Below are 18,055 nucleotides of genomic sequence, written 5' to 3'. Positions count from 1 at the left end.
GAATCAAAACCTAACGAAGCTTTGCTGTCAAGCAGCTCAGAAGCTGTGGATAACTCTGGCCGTTCCATACTGCAGCCGGAAGACAGAGTTACCCACAGAATGGCGTTACTTCTGCTTCTTGGTTGGGCGCTGCCAGCCTTCGATATTGCGCTGGCGGCCACGGGCAACGGCCAGGTTGTTGGCCGGTACGTCCGAGGTGACCACGGAACCTGCGGCAGTGGTAACGCCATCGCCAAGGGTGACCGGCGCAACCAGCGCACTGTTCGAGCCAACGAAGACATCCTCACCCATGACGGTGCGGTGCTTGTTGGCGCCATCGTAATTGCAGGTGATGGTGCCGGCGCCGATGTTGGTGCGCGCACCGATCTCGGCGTCGCCCAGGTAGCTCAGATGGCCGGCCTTGGCGCCCTCCCCCAGCACGGCATTCTTCAGCTCCACGAAGTTACCCACATGGGCCTTGGCGCCCAGCACGCTGCCAGGACGCAGACGGGCGAACGGACCGCAATCGGCGCCCTCGCCCACTTCGGCCCCTTCCAGGTGGCTGTTGGCTTTGACGATGGCGCCCTTGCGCAGGGTGCTGTCCTTGATCACGCAGTTAGGGCCGATCTGTACGTCATCCTCGATGACCACGCGGCCTTCGAGGATCACGTTGATATCGATGGTCACGTCGCGGCCCACGGTCACTTCACCACGTACGTCGAAGCGGTGCGGGTCGCGCAGGGTCACACCCTGGGCCATCAAGCGGCGCGCCATGCGCTGCTGGTAATGGCATTCGAGCTGGGAGAGCTGGATGCGGTCGTTGGCACCGAGCACTTCCATCTCGTCGGCCGCGGTGGCGGTGGCCACCACCAGGCCATCGGCCACCGCCATGGCGATCACGTCGGTCAAGTAGTACTCGCCCTGGGCGTTGCTGTTGGACAGGCGCCCCAACCAGTCGCCCAGGCGTTTGCCCGGCACGGCGAGAATGCCGGTATTGCCTTCGCGGATCTGCCGCTGCGCCTCGCTGGCATCCTTGTGCTCGACGATGGCCTGCACGGCGCCCTTTGAGTCACGGACGATACGGCCGTAACCGGTCGGATCGGCCAGTTCGACGGTGAGCAGGCCCAGCTGATTGTCGTTGACCAGCTCCAGTAGGCGCTGCAGGGTAGCCGGCTCGATCAGCGGCACGTCGCCGTAGAGGATCAATACCGTATCGGCGTTCAGGGCGGGCTGCGCCTGGGCGACGGCATGGCCGGTACCCAGCTGCTCGGCCTGGATGACGAAATTCAGGTCGTCGGCCGCCAGGCGCTCGCGCACCTTCTCGGCGCCATGGCCGATCACCACCTGGATGCTCTGCGGCTGCAGGCTGCGGGCGGTGTCGATGACGTGGCCAAGCATGGGCTTGTGAGCCACCGGGTGCAGCACCTTGGGCAGGGCCGAACGCATGCGGGTGCCCTGGCCGGCGGCGAGAATGACGATATCGAGGGACATGGGGGGCGGTTCCTTGGCAATCCCCGCCGCACGGGTCGGCAGGAAAATAAAACGGCAGAAAAGCAAAAGGGTAGCCAAGGCTACCCTTTTACCAAGCAACGATGAAGAGCGTCGGTATCAGCTACCGCCGAACTTCTTGCGCATTTGCTGGACGGTGCGCAGCTGGGCTGCGGCCTCGGCCAGACGAGCAGCGGCGGAACCGTAGTCGAACTCGGCTCCCTGCTCGCTCAGCGCTTTCTCGGCAGCCTTGACGGCTTCCTGAGCGGAGGCTTCATCCAGGTCGGCAGCGCGCTGCACGGTGTCGGCGAGAACCTTGACCATGCTTGGCTGCACTTCCAGGAAGCCACCGGAGATGTAGAACACCTCAATATCGCCACCCTGCTTGACCAGACGAATCGGGCCCGGCTTGAGGTCGGTGATCAACGGTGCGTGGCCCGGGGAAATCCCCAGATCACCCAGGTTACCGTGGGCGATCACCATTTCGACCAGACCGGAGAAGATCTCGCCTTCTGCGCTGACGATGTCGCAATGGACTGTCATAGCCATATCTAGCCTCACGTAAGCGCCCGTTGCCGGGCGCACGGGTGATTACAGTTTCTTCGCTTTCTCGATGGCTTCTTCGATGCCACCGACCATGTAGAACGCCTGCTCCGGCAGGTGATCGTACTCACCTTTGAGGATGCCGCTGAAACCAGCGATGGTGTCCTTCAGGGAAACGTACTTGCCTGGCGAGCCGGTGAACACTTCAGCAACGAAGAACGGCTGGGACAGGAAGCGCTGGATCTTACGAGCACGGGATACCAGCTGCTTGTCTTCTTCCGACAGTTCGTCCATGCCGAGGATCGCGATGATGTCCTTCAGCTCTTTGTAGCGCTGCAGCACGTACTGAACGCCGCGAGCGGTGTCGTAGTGCTCCTGGCCAATCACGTTCGGGTCCAGCTGGCGCGAAGTCGAGTCCAGTGGGTCGACCGCCGGGTAGATACCCAGGGAGGCGATGTCACGGGACAGTACGACGGTGGCGTCCAAGTGGGCGAAGGTGGTCGCCGGGCTCGGGTCGGTGAGGTCGTCCGCAGGTACGTATACGGCCTGGATCGAGGTGATCGAACCGGTCTTGGTGGAAGTGATGCGCTCTTGCAGAACACCCATCTCTTCAGCCAGGGTCGGCTGGTAACCTACTGCCGACGGCATACGGCCGAGCAGTGCGGATACTTCGGTACCGGCCAGGGTGTAGCGGTAGATGTTGTCGACGAAGAACAGCACGTCACGGCCTTCGTCACGGAACTTCTCGGCCATGGTCAGGCCGGTCAGGGCGACGCGCAGACGGTTGCCTGGTGGCTCGTTCATCTGACCGTAGACCAGGGCTACCTTGTCGAGAACGTTGGAGTCCTTCATCTCGTGGTAGAAGTCGTTACCCTCACGAGTACGCTCACCCACACCGGCGAACACGGAATAACCGCTGTGCTCGATGGCGATGTTACGGATCAGTTCCATCATGTTTACGGTCTTGCCGACACCGGCACCACCGAACAGACCGACTTTACCGCCCTTGGCGAACGGGCAGACCAGGTCGATGACCTTGATGCCGGTTTCCAGCAGCTCGTTGGAGCCCGATTGCTCGGCGTAGGTCGGCGCGGCACGGTGAATGCCCCAGCGCTCTTCTTCGCCGATCGGACCGGCTTCGTCGATCGGGTTGCCCAGCACGTCCATGATACGGCCCAGGGTCTTGACCCCGACCGGTACCTGGATGCCAGCGCCAGTGCTGTCGACGTTCAGGCCACGCTTGAGGCCTTCGGTCGAACCCATCGCAATGGTACGCACCACGCCGTCGCCCAGCTGCTGCTGAACTTCCAGAGTGGTTTCGGCGCCGACTACTTTCAGCGCTTCATAAACACTCGGCACCTTGTCACGCGGGAATTCCACGTCGATGACGGCGCCGATGATTTGAACGATACGTCCGCTACTCATCTTTGGTTCCTCTGAATATTTGAACCGTTAAACCGCGGCAGCGCCGCCGACGATTTCCGAAATTTCCTGGGTGATCGCTGCCTGACGTGCCTTGTTGTAGATCAACTGCAGGTCTTTGATGAGGTCGCCCGCGTTATCGGTGGCGTTCTTCATCGCGATCATCCGTGCGGCCTGTTCGGCTGCATTGTTCTCGACCACTGCCTGGTACACCTGCGACTCCACGTAGCGCACCATCAGCCCGTCAAGCAGCTGCTTGGCGTCGGGTTCGTACAGGTAGTCCCAGTGGTGCTTCAGTTCCTGATCCGGATCGGCCACCAGTGGAATCAACTGCTCCACGGTCGGCTTCTGGGTCATGGTATTGATGAACTTGTTGGAAACCACGGACAAACGGTCGATGCGCCCTTCCAGGTAAGCATCGAGCATCACCTTGACGCTGCCGATCAGATCGTTGATCGACGGCTCTTCGCCGAGGTGGCTGATCGCAGCAACGACGTTGCCACCAAAGTTGCGGAAGAATGCCGCACCCTTGCTGCCAACTACGCAGAGATCGATCTCCACGCCGCGCTCGCGGTTTGCCGACATGTCCTTGACCAGGGCCTTGAACAGGTTGGTATTCAAGCCACCGCACAGACCACGGTCCGAACTCACCACCACGTAACCGACGCGCTTGACTTCGCGTTCGATCATGAAGGGGTGACGGTACTCGGGGTTGGCGTTGGCCAGATGACCAATTACCTGGCGGATACGCTCCGCGTAGGGACGGCTAGCTGCCATGCGCTGTTGTGCCTTGCGCATCTTGCTGACCGCCACCTTTTCCATGGCGCTGGTGATCTTCTGCGTGCTTTTGATGCTCGCAATCTTGCTGCGAATCTCTTTTGCGCCTGCCATTTCACACCTATCGGGTTAGCAGGCGGGCGTCTCGCGACGCCCGCTGCGGCTTACCAGGTTTGGGTGGCTTTGAACTTCTCGATACCGGCTTTGAGCTGGCCATCGATGTCGTCATTGAAGTCACCCTTCTCGTTGATCTTCGCCATCAGATCGGCGTGATCACGGTTGAAGAAGGCGATCAGAGCCTGCTCGAAGCTGATGATCTTGGCGACTTCGATGTCGGTCAGGAAACCACGCTCGGCGGCATACAGCGACAGCGCCATGTCCGCGATGGACATCGGAGCGTATTGCTTCTGCTTCATCAGCTCGGTAACGCGCTGACCATGCTCGAGCTGCTTGCGGGTGGCTTCGTCCAGGTCAGAAGCGAACTGGGCGAATGCCGCCAGTTCACGGTACTGAGCCAGAGCGGTACGGATACCACCGGAGAGCTTCTTGATGATCTTGGTCTGCGCAGCACCACCCACACGGGATACCGAGATACCGGCGTTGACGGCCGGACGGATACCCGAGTTGAACATGGCCGATTCCAGGAAGATCTGACCGTCGGTGATGGAAATCACGTTGGTCGGAACGAACGCGGAAACGTCGCCAGCCTGGGTTTCGATGATCGGCAGAGCGGTCAGGGAACCGGTCTTGCCAGTCACGGCGCCATTGGTGAACTTCTCGACGTATTCCTCGGAAACGCGCGATGCACGCTCCAGCAGACGGCTGTGGAGATAGAACACGTCGCCCGGGTAGGCTTCACGGCCTGGCGGACGGCGCAGCAGCAGGGAGATCTGACGGTAGGCAACGGCCTGCTTGGACAGGTCATCGTATACGATCAGCGCATCTTCACCGCGGTCGCGGAAGTATTCGCCCATGGTGCAGCCGGCGTAAGGAGCCAGGAACTGCAGCGCAGCGGATTCGGAAGCCGAAGCCGCTACCACGATGGTGTTGGCCAGAGCACCGGACTCTTCCAGTTTGCGCACCACGTTGGCGATGGTCGATTGCTTCTGACCAACTGCTACGTAGACGCAGAAGATGCCGCTGTTCTTCTGGTTGATGATGGCGTCGACGGCCAGGGCGGTCTTGCCGATCTGACGGTCACCGATGATCAGCTCGCGCTGGCCACGGCCTACCGGGATCATGGCATCGACCGACTTGTAGCCAGTCTGTACCGGCTGGTCGACCGACTTACGCCAGATCACACCTGGAGCCACTTTCTCGACAGCGTCGGTAGCGGCGGTGTTGATCGGGCCCTTGCCATCGATCGGGTTGCCCAGTGCGTCGACGACGCGGCCCAGCAGTTCCGGACCAACCGGAACTTCCAGGATGCGACCGGTGCACTTGGCGCTCATGCCTTCGGCCAGGGTGGTGTACGCACCCAGGACAACGGCACCGACGGAGTCCTGCTCCAGGTTCAGTGCCATACCGTAGACGCTGCCCGGGAACTCGATCATTTCGCCGTACATGACGTCGGCGAGACCGTGAATACGCACGATACCGTCGGATACGCTGACGATGGTGCCTTCGTTACGGGCTTGGGAAGAGACGTCGAGTTTCTCGATACGTCCCTTGATGATTTCACTAATTTCGGAAGGATTGAGTTGCTGCATAGCTCTGCTGCCCCTTCAAACTCAAGATTTCAATGCTTCGGCCAGCTTCGCGATTTTGCCGCGAACTGAGCCATCGATAACCAGGTCGCCGGCGCGGATCACGACGCCACCAATCAAGGTGGAGTCCTCCGCAGCGTGCAGGCGCACTTCCCGGCCGAGCCGTGCACTGAGAACCTTGGCGAGTTTGTCTTGCTGTTCATCGCTCAATGCGAAGGCACTGGTAACGTCCACGTCGATCGACTTCTCCTGCTCGGCCTTGTACAGCTCGAACAGGGCGAAGATTTCCGGCAACAGGGCCAGACGATCGTTCTCTGCGACAACGTGGATGAAATTGCGTACCTGGGCGTCGAACTTGTCACCACACACCTCGACGAAGGTGGTGGCCTTGTCTGTACTCGTCAAACGCGGGGCCTTGAACACGCTTTGCAGGGTGGCGTCTTGCGACACCGCCGCTGCCAGGCCGAGCATGGCTGACCAAGAGGCCAGCTGCTGGTGGGCCTGGGCGTATTCGAAAGCCGCCTTGGCATAAGGTCGGGCCAACGTGGTCAGTTCTGCCATGATCGCGCCCTCGCTTAAATTTCGGCGGCCAGTTTGGAAACCAGCTCCGCATGCGCGTTTTGGTCGATGGATGCGCCCAGGATCTTCTCGGCACCGCCGACGGCCAGGGCACCCACTTGGGCACGCAGGGCGTCTTTGACGCTGTTGATTTCCTGTTCGATCTCGGCCTGAGCCTGAGCCTTCACACGATCCGCCTCGACGCGAGCCTGATCACGGGCTTCATCGACGATCTGGTTCGCGCGTTTCTTGGCTTGCTCGATGATTTCAGCAGCCTGTGTCTTGGCTTCGCGCAGTTGCTGACCCACTTTCTCTTGGGCCAACTCCAGGTCACGAGCCGCACGACTGGCAGCATCCAGACCTTCAGCAATCTTCTTCTGACGCTCTTGCAAAGCCGCAATGACCGGAGGCCACACGAACTTCATGCAGAACAGCACGAAGATGAAGAAGGCAACGGACTGGCCAATCAGGGTTGCATTAATGTTCACGCCAACACCTCGCTCGTTCGTTGTCCATCACACCAATCACCTCGAAAAACTCGAGTGATTAGCCAGCGATTTGACCAACGAAGGGGTTCGCGAAGGTGAAGAACAGTGCGATACCAACACCGATCATGGTCACGGCGTCCAGCAGGCCGGCGACGATGAACATTTTCACTTGCAGCATCGGAACCATTTCCGGCTGACGCGCAGCGCCTTCCAGGAACTTGCCGCCCAGCAGGCCGAAGCCAATGGCGGTACCCAGAGCGCCCAGGCCAATCAGCAGAGCAACAGCGATCGCGGTCAGACCAACTACAGTTTCCATCTTTCCTCCCGACTTTTTACGTCGTATTGGTTAAGGTTTTTCTAAGGGTAAAGCGGTAAAGCAAAACCGTTACTTCCAGTGCCCTTGCGGGCGTTCCAGCCGAGGCCGGATCCATCGAGAACGCCGCGCATCAGCGATGCGCGTCTGGTCATCAATGGCTGTCTTCGTGCGCCATCGACAGGTAAACAATGGTCAGCATCATGAAGATGAAGGCCTGCAGCGTGATGATGATCAGGTGGAAGACTGCCCAGGCCCACTGCAGGACGCCTGCCAGTGCTGCCAACAGAATGCCGCCGCCGAACATGACCGCGATGAGGATGAAGATCAGCTCGCCGGCATACAGGTTGCCGAACAGTCGCAGGGCCAGGGATACCGGCTTGGCGATCAGGGTCACGAACTCCAGCAGGAAGTTGACCGGAATCAGCAGGATCTTGACGAAGATGTTCTTGGCGCTGAACGGGTGCAGGGTCAGCTCGCCGAGGAAGCCGCCGATGCCCTTGACCTTGATGCTGTAGAAGATGATCAGCGCGAATACCGACAGGGCCATGCCCAGGGTGGCGTTCGGGTCGGTGGTCGGCACGGCGCGGAAGAACAGGTGGTCGTCACCGGCGATCTTGGCGGCAGCCATCGGGATCCAGTCCACCGGCACCAGGTCCATCAGGTTCATCAGGAAGATCCAGACGAAGATGGTCAGGGCCAGCGGAGCGATCAGTGCGTTACGGCCGTGGAAGGTGTCCTTGACGCTGCCGTCGACGAATTCGACCAGCACTTCGACGAAGTTCTGCAGGCCGCCAGGCTGGCCGGAGGTCGCGCGCTTGGCAGCAGCCTTGAACAGGAAGATGAACACCAGGCCCAGCACCACGGAGATACCCAGGGTATCGAGGTGGAATGCCCAGAAGCCCATTTCTTTGGCTTCCTGGGCCGTGTGGGCGAACCCCCAGCCATTGACCGGGTGCTGACCATAGGTCAGGTTCTGCAAGTGATGCTGGATATAACCCGAAGCGGTTTCTGCAGCTGCCATAAATCCCTCAAACGCTCTAAGGCTTTAAAAATCATCTCTTCATCAGCAAGGGTGCGAACCAGTTGACCAATTGGGTCAGCAGGAAGACGCCGAACAAGGCCGCCGCATCCAAAGGCTTCACACCTGCAAACACCAGCGCGAAAAGCACCGCTGTCAAAACCAGTTTCCCTGCTTCGCCGGCATAGAACGACCGGACGATGGCCTGGGCTGCCCGCGCTCCGGAAAACCGGAATGCCTTGTGGGCAAAGTACAGATTCGGCAACCAGGCTATCAGCCCGCCGCACAAGCCGGAGTAACCGGCAACACCACCTCGCCATTGCCAGAACACAGCGGCGAATACTAACAACGTAATCAGCTGGGCCAGGAGTACCGGAAACACCGGCAGGCGATGGAAGGGCAAGCGTTTTGGCGTGCGGATATCCATCGAATTACCTGGAATGGCCCTCATGGTATCGGCGCCAGGAGAATCAATGCCTTGGCATAGTTTATGCCGCCGAAATGCGCGCAGAGTATAGGGGCGGTTCCCACCCCGTTCAACTGCCCGAAAGTCTTTTCGCCGTAGTGCTTCGGGAGCAATTGTTTCAGCGAATGTGGGCCAGAACGCCCTGCAGTTCATCGAGGGAATTGTAGCGAATGACCAATTGGCCCTTGCCCTTCTGGCCATGCTTGATCTGCACCGGAGAGCCCAGCCGCTCAGCCAGGCGCTGTTCGAGCCGACTGATATCCGGATCGACCTTGCTGGTAGCAGCAGGCCGCTCCTGAGTATTCAACCACTGGCGTACCAGCGCTTCGGTCTGGCGCACGGTCAGACCACGTGCGACAACATGTCGCGCACCTTCGGTCTGCTGCTCGACCGGCAGGCCCAGCAATGCGCGGGCATGACCCATTTCCAGGTCACCGTGGGAGAGCAGGGTTTTCACTTCCTCGGGCAGGGCGATCAGGCGCAACAGGTTGGTGATGGTGACACGCGACTTGCCGACCGCTTCGGCGACCTGCTGCTGGGTCAGCTGGAACTCCTGCTGCAAGCGCTGCAGGGCCATGGCTTCCTCGATGGGGTTGAGGTCTTCACGCTGGATGTTCTCGATCAGCGCCATGGCGATGGCCGCTTCATCAGGCAACTCGCGTACCAGGGCGGGAATGCGCTCCAGGCCGGCCTGCTGGGTGGCGCGCCAGCGCCGTTCACCGGCGACGATCTCAAAACGACCGTCACCCAGGGGACGCACCACGATGGGCTGCATCACCCCATGGGTCTTGATCGATTGGGCCAGTTCCTCGAGGGCAGTGACGTCCATGTCGCGGCGCGGCTGATACTTGCCGCGCTGAATCAGATCCAGCGGCAGGTGCTGCAGCTCACGGGTATCGGCCTTGACCGCTTCCTGCTCGAGCGCATCGACGCTGGTGCCTCCCAGCAGGGCGTCCAGGCCTCGTCCGAGCCCACGTTTCTTGGCAGCCATGCACAGATTCCTTATACGGTTGCGGTGTGGGCGTTCGCACGCTGGCGGCGAACCAGCTCGCCAGCCAGCGCCAGGTAGGCGATCGCGCCACGGGATTGCTTGTCATAGACCAGCGCCGGCATGCCGAAGCTGGGGGCTTCGGCCAGTCGCACGTTGCGCGGGATCACGGTTTGATAGAGCGTGTCGGGGAAATGTTCCTTGAGCTGGGCAGACACGTCGCTGGTCAGGCTGATGCGCGGATCGTACATGGTACGCAGCAGGCCTTCGATCTTCAGTGACGGGTTGAGCAGCTTGCCGATGCGCTGGATGCTGTTGACCAGGTCGCTCAGCCCTTCGAGCGCGTAGTACTCGCACTGCATGGGGATAATTACCCCGTCGGAGGCAACCAGGGCGTTGACCGTCAGCATCGACAGCGCCGGCGGGCAGTCTATGAGGATGTAATCGTAGTTCTCGCGGATTGGCGCCAGGGCGTAACGCAGGCGGCTTTCCTTCATCTTCATTTCCAGCAGCGACACTTCCGCGGCAGTCAGGTCGCGGTTGGCCGGCAGCAGCTGGTAGCCGCCGTGCTCGGAAAACTGCATGGCCTCGACCAGATTGCATTCACCGACCAGCACGTCGTAGATGGAGTGTTCCAGGGTCTGCTTGTCGATACCGCTGCCGGTGGTGGCGTTGCCCTGGGGATCGAGATCGATGAGCAGTACACGGCGTTTGGTCGCAACCAGAGACGCCGCCAGGTTGATGCAGGTCGTGGTCTTGCCCACGCCGCCTTTCTGGTTGGCGATTGCGAATACTTTAGCCATGTTGCCGTTCCCCCTAAACCGAGCGACGCAGTATCAACAGATGGCGCTGGCCTTGGCAACCGGGAACCTTGAGCACCTGGGTGGCGGTGAGACTGAAGTCCGCTGGCAGCGCCTGCAGCTCGTCATCCGGGTGCACACCCTTCATCGCCAGCCACCGGGTATGGCCATCGCCCAGGTGGCGCGTCCAGTTGGCGAAATCCTCCAGGGAGCTGAACGCCCGCGAGCAGATGCCTGCGAAGGGCTGCACCGGCGTGAACGCTTCCACCCGACTGTGGATAACTTCGAGATTGGCCAGCTTGAGCTCGAGCTTCACCTGGGTCAGAAAGCGGGTCTTCTTGCCATTGGAATCGAGCAGGGTGAAGCGCCGCTCGGGAAACAGGATCGCCAACGGAATGCCCGGCATACCGCCGCCGCTGCCGACATCCAGCCAGTTATCCCCAGCCTCCGCCACAAAGGGCACCACGCTGAGGCTGTCCAGCAGATGACGTGACACCATCTCGTCCGGATCGCGCACGGCGGTCAGGTTGTAGGCCTTGTTCCACTTGATCAGCAGCGCCAGGTAACCCAGCAGCTGGGTCTGCTGCTGCTCGGTCAACTCGACGCCCAGTTCACGGGCGCCTTGTTGCAGTTCTTCGGCATGGCGAGCGGTAACCGACATCAGGCGCTCTGCTCCAACTGGCGGCCGACGCCGCGTTTTTTGAGGTGAATCAACAGCAGCGAGATGGCCGCCGGCGTAACGCCCGGGATACGCGAGGCCTGACCCAGGGTCTGCGGCCGCGCGTTGCCAAGCTTGTGCTGAATTTCCTTGGACAGCCCGGAGATGGTCGCGTAGTCGATATCCACAGGCAACTCGGTTTGCTCACTGGCGCGCAGGCGAGCGATCTCGTCCTGCTGACGCTCGATGTAGCCGGCGTACTTGGTCTTGATCTCGACCTGCTCGGCGACCTGCGGGTCTTCGGCACCTTCGCCGGTCACCTCGACCAGGCCGGCGTAATCGATTTCCGGGCGCGACAGCAGGTTGAGCAGGTTGTACTCATGGGTCAGCGGTGTGCCGAAGCGCTCGACGATGGCCTCGCCCTGGGGCGTGTTCGGACGTACCCAGGTACTCTTCAGGCGCTGTTCTTCACGGGCGATACCCTCGCGCTTGGCTTCGAAGGCCGCCCAGCGCTGGTCGTCGACCAGGCCCAGCTCGCGGCCCTTCTCGGTCAGGCGCAGATCGGCGTTGTCTTCGCGCAGGATCAGCCGGTATTCCGCCCGCGAGGTGAACATGCGGTAAGGCTCCTGGGTACCCAGGGTGATCAGGTCGTCGACCAGCACGCCGATGTAGGCCTCGTCGCGACGCGGACACCAGGCGTCTTTGCCCTGTGCGCGCAGCGCGGCATTGGCACCGGCCAACAAGCCTTGCGCGCCGGCTTCTTCGTAACCGGTGGTGCCGTTGATCTGGCCAGCGAAGAACAGCCCGCCGATGACCTTGGTCTCCAGGCTGTACTTCAGGTCACGCGGGTCGAAGTAGTCGTATTCGATGGCGTAACCGGGGCGCACGATATGGGCGTTTTCCATGCCGCGGATGCTCTGCACGATCTGCAACTGCACATCGAACGGCAGCGAGGTGGAGATGCCATTGGGGTACAGCTCGTGGGTGGTCAGGCCTTCCGGCTCGATGAACACCTGGTGGCTGTCCTTGTCGGCGAAGCGATGGATCTTGTCTTCGATCGACGGGCAATACCGCGGGCCCACCCCTTCGATGACCCCGGAGTACATCGGCGAGCGGTCGAGGTTGGCAGCGATGATCTCGTGAGTGCGCGCATTGGTGTGGGTGATCCAGCAACTCACCTGGCGTGGGTGCTGCTGCTTGTTGCCCATGAACGACATCACCGGAATCGGCGTGTCGCCCGGCTGCTCGGTCATCTGGGTAAAGTCCACGGAACGGCCGTCGATGCGTGGCGGCGTGCCGGTTTTCAGGCGACCGACGCGCAGCGGCAATTCGCGCAGGCGTTTGGCCAGGGCGATCGAAGGCGGATCACCTGCGCGACCACCGGAGTAGTTCTGCATGCCGATGTGGATAAGTCCACCCAGGAAGGTGCCGGTGGTCAACACCACGGAGTCGGCGAAGAAGCGCAGGCCCATCTGGGTGACCACACCCTTGACCTCATCCTGCTCGACGATCAGGTCGTCAGCTGCCTGCTGAAATATCCACAGGTTGGGCTGATTCTCGAGAATCTCGCGCACTGCCGCCTTGTAGAGGATGCGGTCAGCCTGAGCACGGGTGGCACGCACGGCCGGGCCCTTGCGGCTGTTGAGCACGCGGAACTGGATACCGCCCAGGTCGGTAGCTGTCGCCATGGCGCCGCCGAGGGCGTCGATTTCCTTGACCAGGTGGCTCTTGCCGATCCCGCCGATGGCCGGGTTGCAGCTCATCTGCCCGAGGGTTTCCACGTTGTGGGTCAGCAGCAGGGTTTTCACGCCCATGCGCGCCGCTGCAAGCGCAGCCTCGGTACCGGCATGACCGCCGCCGATGACGATCACTTGAAAACGGGAAGGGAAATCCACCACGCACCTCGTGCCTGTTGAGAAAGGGAGCTTTTAGGAAAGGGCGGCAAGTATAGGGATTTAGCCGGCCTGAAAGAAGCCTTTTGCACAAAAAATAGCCAATCGCCGCTGCTTCTTATGGAAGAGCCGTTGTCTGTCCCGTTACCTAGAAGGTGTCATCCGGGGTTGGAACATAAATAAAGATAAAGAATGATTTTTTTAAAAGGCTTGTTTTTATGTTTATAAATGGTTGCGCGGATATCTGTGGATAGATGGCTACAGCCCTTTATCAACGGTATGTACAGCGATGTATGGAACTGCGATTAACCTGGGCGGCGGGTGTGCGGCAGCGGTGATCAGCCTGTGTGTAAAAGGGCAGGTTATTCACAGGGTGGTTTATCCCTTGGTTAGACACCGGGTTATAGGCAGGGCTCAGGTCAGGTTTTCCACAGGTCTTATCTTTGCCTGTGAATGCATTGCCGAAAATAGCGGTGGCAGCAGATTACCCCTGAGCGCGGCATGACTCGGTTGGGCTGCGAGAAGTATCTGTAGATACAGAGGGGGGATGTGGCTTTCCTGGAGGAGTCTTGAAAGCCAGGTGATCAGGCGCTGTTCGCAGGTGGGGGCTCACCTGGCCAGCTAATGGGGCTCAGATGCCAGCCATTGCAATAACTTGCCTGTGCGTCGACATCGAGCCCCGGTACCTGCAATAGGGTTATCCACAAGTAGGGGCCGAAAGGTTATTTGCCGATGCAGAAGCTGGAGAAGATTCTCCCCAGCAAGTCATCGGAGCTGAACGCGCCGGTGATCTCGCCCAGGGCTTGCTGAGCCTGGCGCAGGTCCTCGGCAAGCAGCTCGCCGGCACCGGCCAGGGTAAGTTGCGCATGGCCATGGTCGAGGTGGCGTTGCGCCTGGTGCAGCGCATCGAGGTGGCGGCGGCGCGCGCTGAAGCCGCTCTCCGCGGTTTGCTGGAAGCCCATGCAGGCCTTCAGGTGTTCGCGCAGCAGGTCCAACCCTTCGCTGGATCTGGCCGAGAGTGTCAGCGTGGCCTGGCCATCGGCAGTGCTGTGCAAGGCCACCGGCTCAGCAGAGAGATCCGCCTTGTTGCGAATCAGCGTGACCCGTGCAGGGTCGGGACGCTGCTGCAGAAACTCTGGCCACAATGCGAAGGGGTCGGCTGCTTCCGGGGCCGTCGAGTCGACCACCAGCAATACCCGATCGGCCTCGCTTATGGCCTTCAGCGCGCGTTCCACGCCAATTCGTTCGACTTGATCCTGGGTGTCGCGCAGGCCAGCGGTGTCGACCACGTGCAGGGGCATGCCGTCGATGTGGATATATTCACGCAGCACGTCGCGGGTAGTACCGGCGATATCGGTGACAATGGCCGCCTCGTGGCCTGCCAGGGCATTGAGCAAGCTTGATTTGCCGGCATTGGGCCGGCCGGCGATGACCACGGTCATGCCATCGCGCAGCAGGGCGCCCTGCCCCGCCTCGCGCAATACTGTGGATAACTGTTCGCGCACGCCTTCCAGCAGGCCCAGCACATGACCATCGGCGAGAAAGTCGATTTCCTCTTCCGGGAAATCGATGGCCGCTTCCACATAGATACGCAGGCTGATCAGTCGCTCGGTCAGCTCATGCACGCGCCGTGAAAATTCACCCTGCAGCGAGCGCACGGCATTGCGCGCCGCCTCGGCCGAGCTGGCTTCGATCAGGTCGGCAATCGCTTCGGCCTGGGCCAGGTCGAGCTTGTCATTGAGGAAGGCGCGCTCGCTGAACTCGCCCGGGCGTGCCTGGCGTGCGCCAAGCTCCAGGCAGCGCCGCAGGAGCATGTCCAGCACCACCGGCCCCCCATGGCCCTGCAGCTCGAGCACATCCTCGCCAGTGAACGAATGGGGCCCCGGAAAGAACAGCAGCAGGCCTTCGTCGATCACTTCGCCGCCATCGTCATGCCAGGCACCATGGTGGGCGTGGCGCGGTTTGGGCTCGATGCCACTGAGGGTGATGCCGATCATCCTTGCCCGCGGGCCGGAGACTCTGACGATGCCGACCCCGCCACGACCCTGGGCGGTGGCGACGGCGGCGATAGTTTCACGGGGGGCGGACATAAGGTTCTCCAGACGCTGGATAGCAGAACGCCCCACGAGGGGGCGTCTGTCATGTAGCGGGTGAAGCGCGACGGCTTAGGCCTCGGAAGGCTTGCTCGCGGCTTCGATCTTGCGGGTAATGTACCACTGCTGGGCGATGGACAGGACGTTGTTGACCACCCAGTACAGCACCAGACCAGCAGGGAACCACAGGAAGAAGAAGGTGAAGATGATCGGCATCATCTTCATCACGCGCGCCTGCATGGGGTCCGGCGGCGTCGGGTTGAGCTGCTGCTGGATGAACATGGTGGCGCCCATGATGATCGGCAGGATGAAGTACGGATCCTTGATCGACAGGTCGGTGATCCACAGGATCCACGGCGCCTGGCGCATTTCCACGGATTCCAGCAGGGTCCAGTACAGGGCCAGGAACACCGGCATCTGCACCAGGATCGGCAGGCAGCCGCCCAGCGGGTTGATCTTCTCTTTCTTGTACAGCTCCATCATCGCCTGGGACATCTTCTGGCGATCGTCACCGTACTGCTCCTTCAGCGCCTGCAGGCGTGGCGAAACGGCACGCATACGGGCCATGGAGCGGTAGCTGGCAGCCGACAGCGGGAAGAAGGCCAGCTTGATGATCAGCGTCAGCACGATGATCGAGAAGCCCCAGTTACCCAGCAGGTTGTGGATATGTTCCAGCAGCCAGAAGATAGGCTCGGCGAGGAACCACAGAATGCCGTAGTCGACGGTCTTGTCCAGGCCAGGCGACAGCGCGGCGAGGTCCTTCTGGATCTTCGGACCGGCATACAGCGTGGTGCTGGTCTGGGCCTCGGCACCGGCGGGAATGTTCAGCGCAGGGCCGGTGTAGCCGATGATGTAGTTGCCCTGGCTGTCCTTGCGGGTCTGCACCAGGTTGGTGTCATCCTTGGCGGGAACCCAGGCGGTCACGAAGTAGTGCTGCAGCCAGGCAACCCAGCCGCCCTGCACGGTTTCCTTGAGGCTCTGCTTGTCGATGTCTTTCATCGACACCTTGGTGTAGGGCTTCTCGGGGGTCCACAGCGCGGCACCCAGGTAAGTGGCGGTGCCGGTGGCGGTGCTGGAGGACGGGTCACCGCTGTTGTCGCGCTTGAGCTGGGCGAACAGGTTACCGGTCCAGGCGTTCGGGCTCTGGTTGTCGATCAGGTAGGTGACGCCGATCTGGTAGCCCTTGCCGGTGATGCAGCCGGTCTTCTTCTGTTCCACTTCCTTGGCCGAGCAGCTGGTTTCCAGGCCGCGGTTGAAGGTGAAACGCTTGATGTAGTTGACGCCGCCTTCGCTGAAGGTGAGGTCGACGACCAGCTGGTCCTGGCCGTCGGCCAGTTGATAGACGCGCTGCTCGCTGTTGTACAGCGGGCGACCGTTGGCGCGGGCGTCCGGGCCATTGGCACCGGTAAGGCCGCTCTGCGCCAGGTACAGGTGCTCGTTGCCGTTATCGAACAGCTGGAAGGGCACGTCGGGGCGGTCCTGGCGGCGCGGGTAATGCGGCAGGCTCAGGCGCACCACGTCGCCACCACGTGGATCGATGGCCAGATCCAGGACGTCGGTCTTGACCTGAATCAGCTCGTCGCTGACCGCAATAGTTTCCACCGGACTTGGATTGGCGCCGTCGGCATTCGCAGTCGGCACGTCGTCATTGCTCGCCACCGAAGCGGTTTCCGGCAAGCTCGGTGCGGGTTTGCTGGTCGAAGCGGTCTGATTCGGCAGAGCGGCCTGGCCGTAGTCCTGGTTCCATTGAAGAACCATCATGTAGGACACGACTGCCAGGGCGACGATCAGGATCGTACGTTTGATATCCATGATTATTCGGCCATCGAAGAGGAACGGGAGTGTTTCGCGAGGGGCACCGGATCGTAGCCTCCGGGATGCCAGGGGTGGCAGCGTCCCAGACGACGAACGGTCAGCCAGCCACCACGCAGGACGCCATGGATTTCGATGGCTTCAAGCGCGTAGCAGGAACAAGTGGGGTAGAAACGACAATGACTGGCCATCATCGGACTGATGGCGTACTGGTAAAACCGGATTGGAGCTTGGACCAGTTTACGCATGGGGATTGTCGTTCACCCCGGTCTGGGCATCGGCCTGTTGGGCGGGTTTGCTGCGAGCCAGGCGCTTCCACAGCTTGCCGAACTGTTGAGCCAGCTCGGCGTTCTGCAGATCACCCAGGCCCTTACGCGCGACCACCACTATGTCCCAGCCCACCAGATTGTCCTGGTTGAGGCGGAACGATTCGCGGATTTGGCGTTTCAGGCGGTTGCGCTCAACGGCGAGCTTGACGCTCTTCTTGCCGATCACCAGACCGAGGCGTGGATGATCAAGCTCGTTGTTGCGCGCAAGCAGCAGGACACTCTTGCCCGGCGCTTTGCCGCTGGGAGAGTCGAAGACTGCCTTGAATTGCCGGGGTGTGAGCAGGCGCTTTTCCCGGCCGAAGCCTCGACTCACCACAAGACTGGAAAATCAGACTGCGAGGCGAGCACGGCCCTTGGCGCGACGACGCGACAGGACGGCACGGCCGTTCTTGGTAGCCATGCGAGCACGGAAGCCGTGGGTACGAGCGCGTTTGATGGTGCTGGGTTGGAAAGTGCGTTTCATGATGCGGTTACCTGGTTGTCGACAACGGACCGGAATGGTCCCCGTTTTAAGAGACCGGCGATTCTAGAGAAAGCCGCAGGCCAGGTCAATTTCCAACCAGTTGTTTTGCAGATAGAGAAATATAAAGGAAAGAATCTTTTAAGAAAGGCTTGTTATGGTGTTTATAGATGCATGGGCTGCTTTCTGTGGATAACTGCCCCGAGCGCAGTCACTGTACCGCCTGTGGGGAATGGCAAGTCTGTCAGAAAAGGGTGCGGCG

General features: G+C 60.9%; 19 protein-coding genes. All 19 read right to left on the bottom strand.

The genetic code is table 11. The features are described from left to right. Positions 1 to 105: 105 nt before the first annotated feature. On the bottom strand, positions 106 to 1,470 hold the full coding sequence (gene glmU / locus BM154_RS16895) for a bifunctional UDP-N-acetylglucosamine diphosphorylase/glucosamine-1-phosphate N-acetyltransferase GlmU (protein ID WP_074886626.1): 1,365 nt from the start codon (positions 1,468 to 1,470) through the stop codon (positions 106 to 108). A gap of 117 nt (positions 1,471 to 1,587) precedes the next feature. Beyond that, positions 1,588 to 2,016 carry a F0F1 ATP synthase subunit epsilon gene (locus BM154_RS16890; protein WP_074886622.1) on the bottom strand — a complete coding sequence of 143 codons (429 nt, stop codon included), beginning with the start codon at positions 2,014 to 2,016 and terminating at the stop codon, positions 1,588 to 1,590. Between the two features lie 42 nt (positions 2,017 to 2,058). Continuing rightward, positions 2,059 to 3,435 carry a F0F1 ATP synthase subunit beta gene (atpD, locus tag BM154_RS16885; RefSeq protein WP_013793552.1) on the bottom strand — a complete coding sequence of 459 codons (1,377 nt, stop codon included), beginning with the start codon at positions 3,433 to 3,435 and terminating at the stop codon, positions 2,059 to 2,061. A gap of 27 nt (positions 3,436 to 3,462) precedes the next feature. Next, positions 3,463 to 4,323 (bottom strand): F0F1 ATP synthase subunit gamma, encoded by an 861-nt coding sequence (gene atpG, locus BM154_RS16880; protein WP_027904139.1) that lies wholly within the window; start codon positions 4,321 to 4,323, stop codon positions 3,463 to 3,465. Between the two features lie 50 nt (positions 4,324 to 4,373). Next, positions 4,374 to 5,918 (bottom strand): F0F1 ATP synthase subunit alpha, encoded by a 1,545-nt coding sequence (atpA, locus tag BM154_RS16875; RefSeq protein WP_013793554.1) that lies wholly within the window; start codon positions 5,916 to 5,918, stop codon positions 4,374 to 4,376. Positions 5,919 to 5,939: 21 nt separating this feature from the next. Then, complete coding sequence (locus BM154_RS16870; RefSeq protein WP_074886620.1) at positions 5,940 to 6,476, bottom strand: F0F1 ATP synthase subunit delta; 537 nt, start codon at positions 6,474 to 6,476, stop codon at positions 5,940 to 5,942. A gap of 14 nt (positions 6,477 to 6,490) precedes the next feature. Then, the gene (locus BM154_RS16865; protein ID WP_070884868.1) at positions 6,491 to 6,961 is read right to left on the bottom strand and encodes a F0F1 ATP synthase subunit B; all 471 of its coding nucleotides are present in this window, start codon (positions 6,959 to 6,961) and stop codon (positions 6,491 to 6,493) included. A gap of 58 nt (positions 6,962 to 7,019) precedes the next feature. Beyond that, positions 7,020 to 7,277 carry a F0F1 ATP synthase subunit C gene (gene atpE, locus BM154_RS16860; protein ID WP_003097235.1) on the bottom strand — a complete coding sequence of 86 codons (258 nt, stop codon included), beginning with the start codon at positions 7,275 to 7,277 and terminating at the stop codon, positions 7,020 to 7,022. 151 nt (positions 7,278 to 7,428) lie between these two features. Then, positions 7,429 to 8,298, bottom strand: coding sequence for a F0F1 ATP synthase subunit A (gene atpB, locus BM154_RS16855; RefSeq protein WP_074886617.1), 870 nt, complete (start codon positions 8,296 to 8,298; stop codon positions 7,429 to 7,431). Between the two features lie 31 nt (positions 8,299 to 8,329). After that, entirely contained in the window at positions 8,330 to 8,722 is a 393-nt protein-coding gene (locus BM154_RS16850) for a F0F1 ATP synthase subunit I (RefSeq protein WP_074886614.1), read from the bottom strand. A 157-nt stretch (positions 8,723 to 8,879) separates the two neighbouring features. Then, on the bottom strand, positions 8,880 to 9,752 hold the full coding sequence (locus BM154_RS16845) for a ParB/RepB/Spo0J family partition protein (RefSeq protein ID WP_074886612.1): 873 nt from the start codon (positions 9,750 to 9,752) through the stop codon (positions 8,880 to 8,882). A gap of 11 nt (positions 9,753 to 9,763) precedes the next feature. Continuing rightward, entirely contained in the window at positions 9,764 to 10,552 is a 789-nt protein-coding gene (locus BM154_RS16840; RefSeq protein ID WP_074886609.1) for a ParA family protein, read from the bottom strand. Between the two features lie 13 nt (positions 10,553 to 10,565). After that, the gene (rsmG, locus tag BM154_RS16835) at positions 10,566 to 11,210 is read right to left on the bottom strand and encodes a 16S rRNA (guanine(527)-N(7))-methyltransferase RsmG (protein ID WP_074886605.1); all 645 of its coding nucleotides are present in this window, start codon (positions 11,208 to 11,210) and stop codon (positions 10,566 to 10,568) included. Further along, positions 11,210 to 13,102, bottom strand: a complete 1,893-nt coding sequence (gene mnmG / locus BM154_RS16830) for a tRNA uridine-5-carboxymethylaminomethyl(34) synthesis enzyme MnmG (RefSeq protein ID WP_074886602.1) — start codon at positions 13,100 to 13,102, stop codon at positions 11,210 to 11,212. Before mnmG ends, rsmG begins: the two co-directional genes overlap by 1 nt. Positions 13,103 to 13,821: 719 nt before the next feature. Beyond that, positions 13,822 to 15,189 carry a tRNA uridine-5-carboxymethylaminomethyl(34) synthesis GTPase MnmE gene (gene mnmE, locus BM154_RS16825; RefSeq protein ID WP_074886599.1) on the bottom strand — a complete coding sequence of 456 codons (1,368 nt, stop codon included), beginning with the start codon at positions 15,187 to 15,189 and terminating at the stop codon, positions 13,822 to 13,824. A 75-nt stretch (positions 15,190 to 15,264) separates the two neighbouring features. Then, positions 15,265 to 17,004 (bottom strand): membrane protein insertase YidC, encoded by a 1,740-nt coding sequence (gene yidC, locus BM154_RS16820; RefSeq protein WP_074886596.1) that lies wholly within the window; start codon positions 17,002 to 17,004, stop codon positions 15,265 to 15,267. Between the two features lie 2 nt (positions 17,005 to 17,006). After that, a complete protein-coding gene (gene yidD, locus BM154_RS16815) occupies positions 17,007 to 17,252 on the bottom strand; it encodes a membrane protein insertion efficiency factor YidD (RefSeq protein ID WP_074886593.1) in 246 nt (81 codons plus the stop codon). After that, positions 17,245 to 17,646, bottom strand: a complete 402-nt coding sequence (gene rnpA / locus BM154_RS16810) for a ribonuclease P protein component (protein WP_208609456.1) — start codon at positions 17,644 to 17,646, stop codon at positions 17,245 to 17,247. The genes yidD and rnpA overlap by 8 nt, the downstream gene beginning before the upstream one ends. Before the next feature lie 15 nt (positions 17,647 to 17,661). Beyond that, positions 17,662 to 17,796 carry a 50S ribosomal protein L34 gene (rpmH, locus tag BM154_RS16805; RefSeq protein ID WP_003213577.1) on the bottom strand — a complete coding sequence of 45 codons (135 nt, stop codon included), beginning with the start codon at positions 17,794 to 17,796 and terminating at the stop codon, positions 17,662 to 17,664. Positions 17,797 to 18,055 lie beyond the last annotated feature (259 nt).

The organism is Phytopseudomonas argentinensis (genome assembly GCF_900113905.1).
Classification (GTDB): domain Bacteria; phylum Pseudomonadota; class Gammaproteobacteria; order Pseudomonadales; family Pseudomonadaceae; genus Aquipseudomonas; species Aquipseudomonas argentinensis.
Note: the sequence above shows the minus strand (reverse complement) of the source record. Positions and strands in the feature narration are given on the sequence as shown.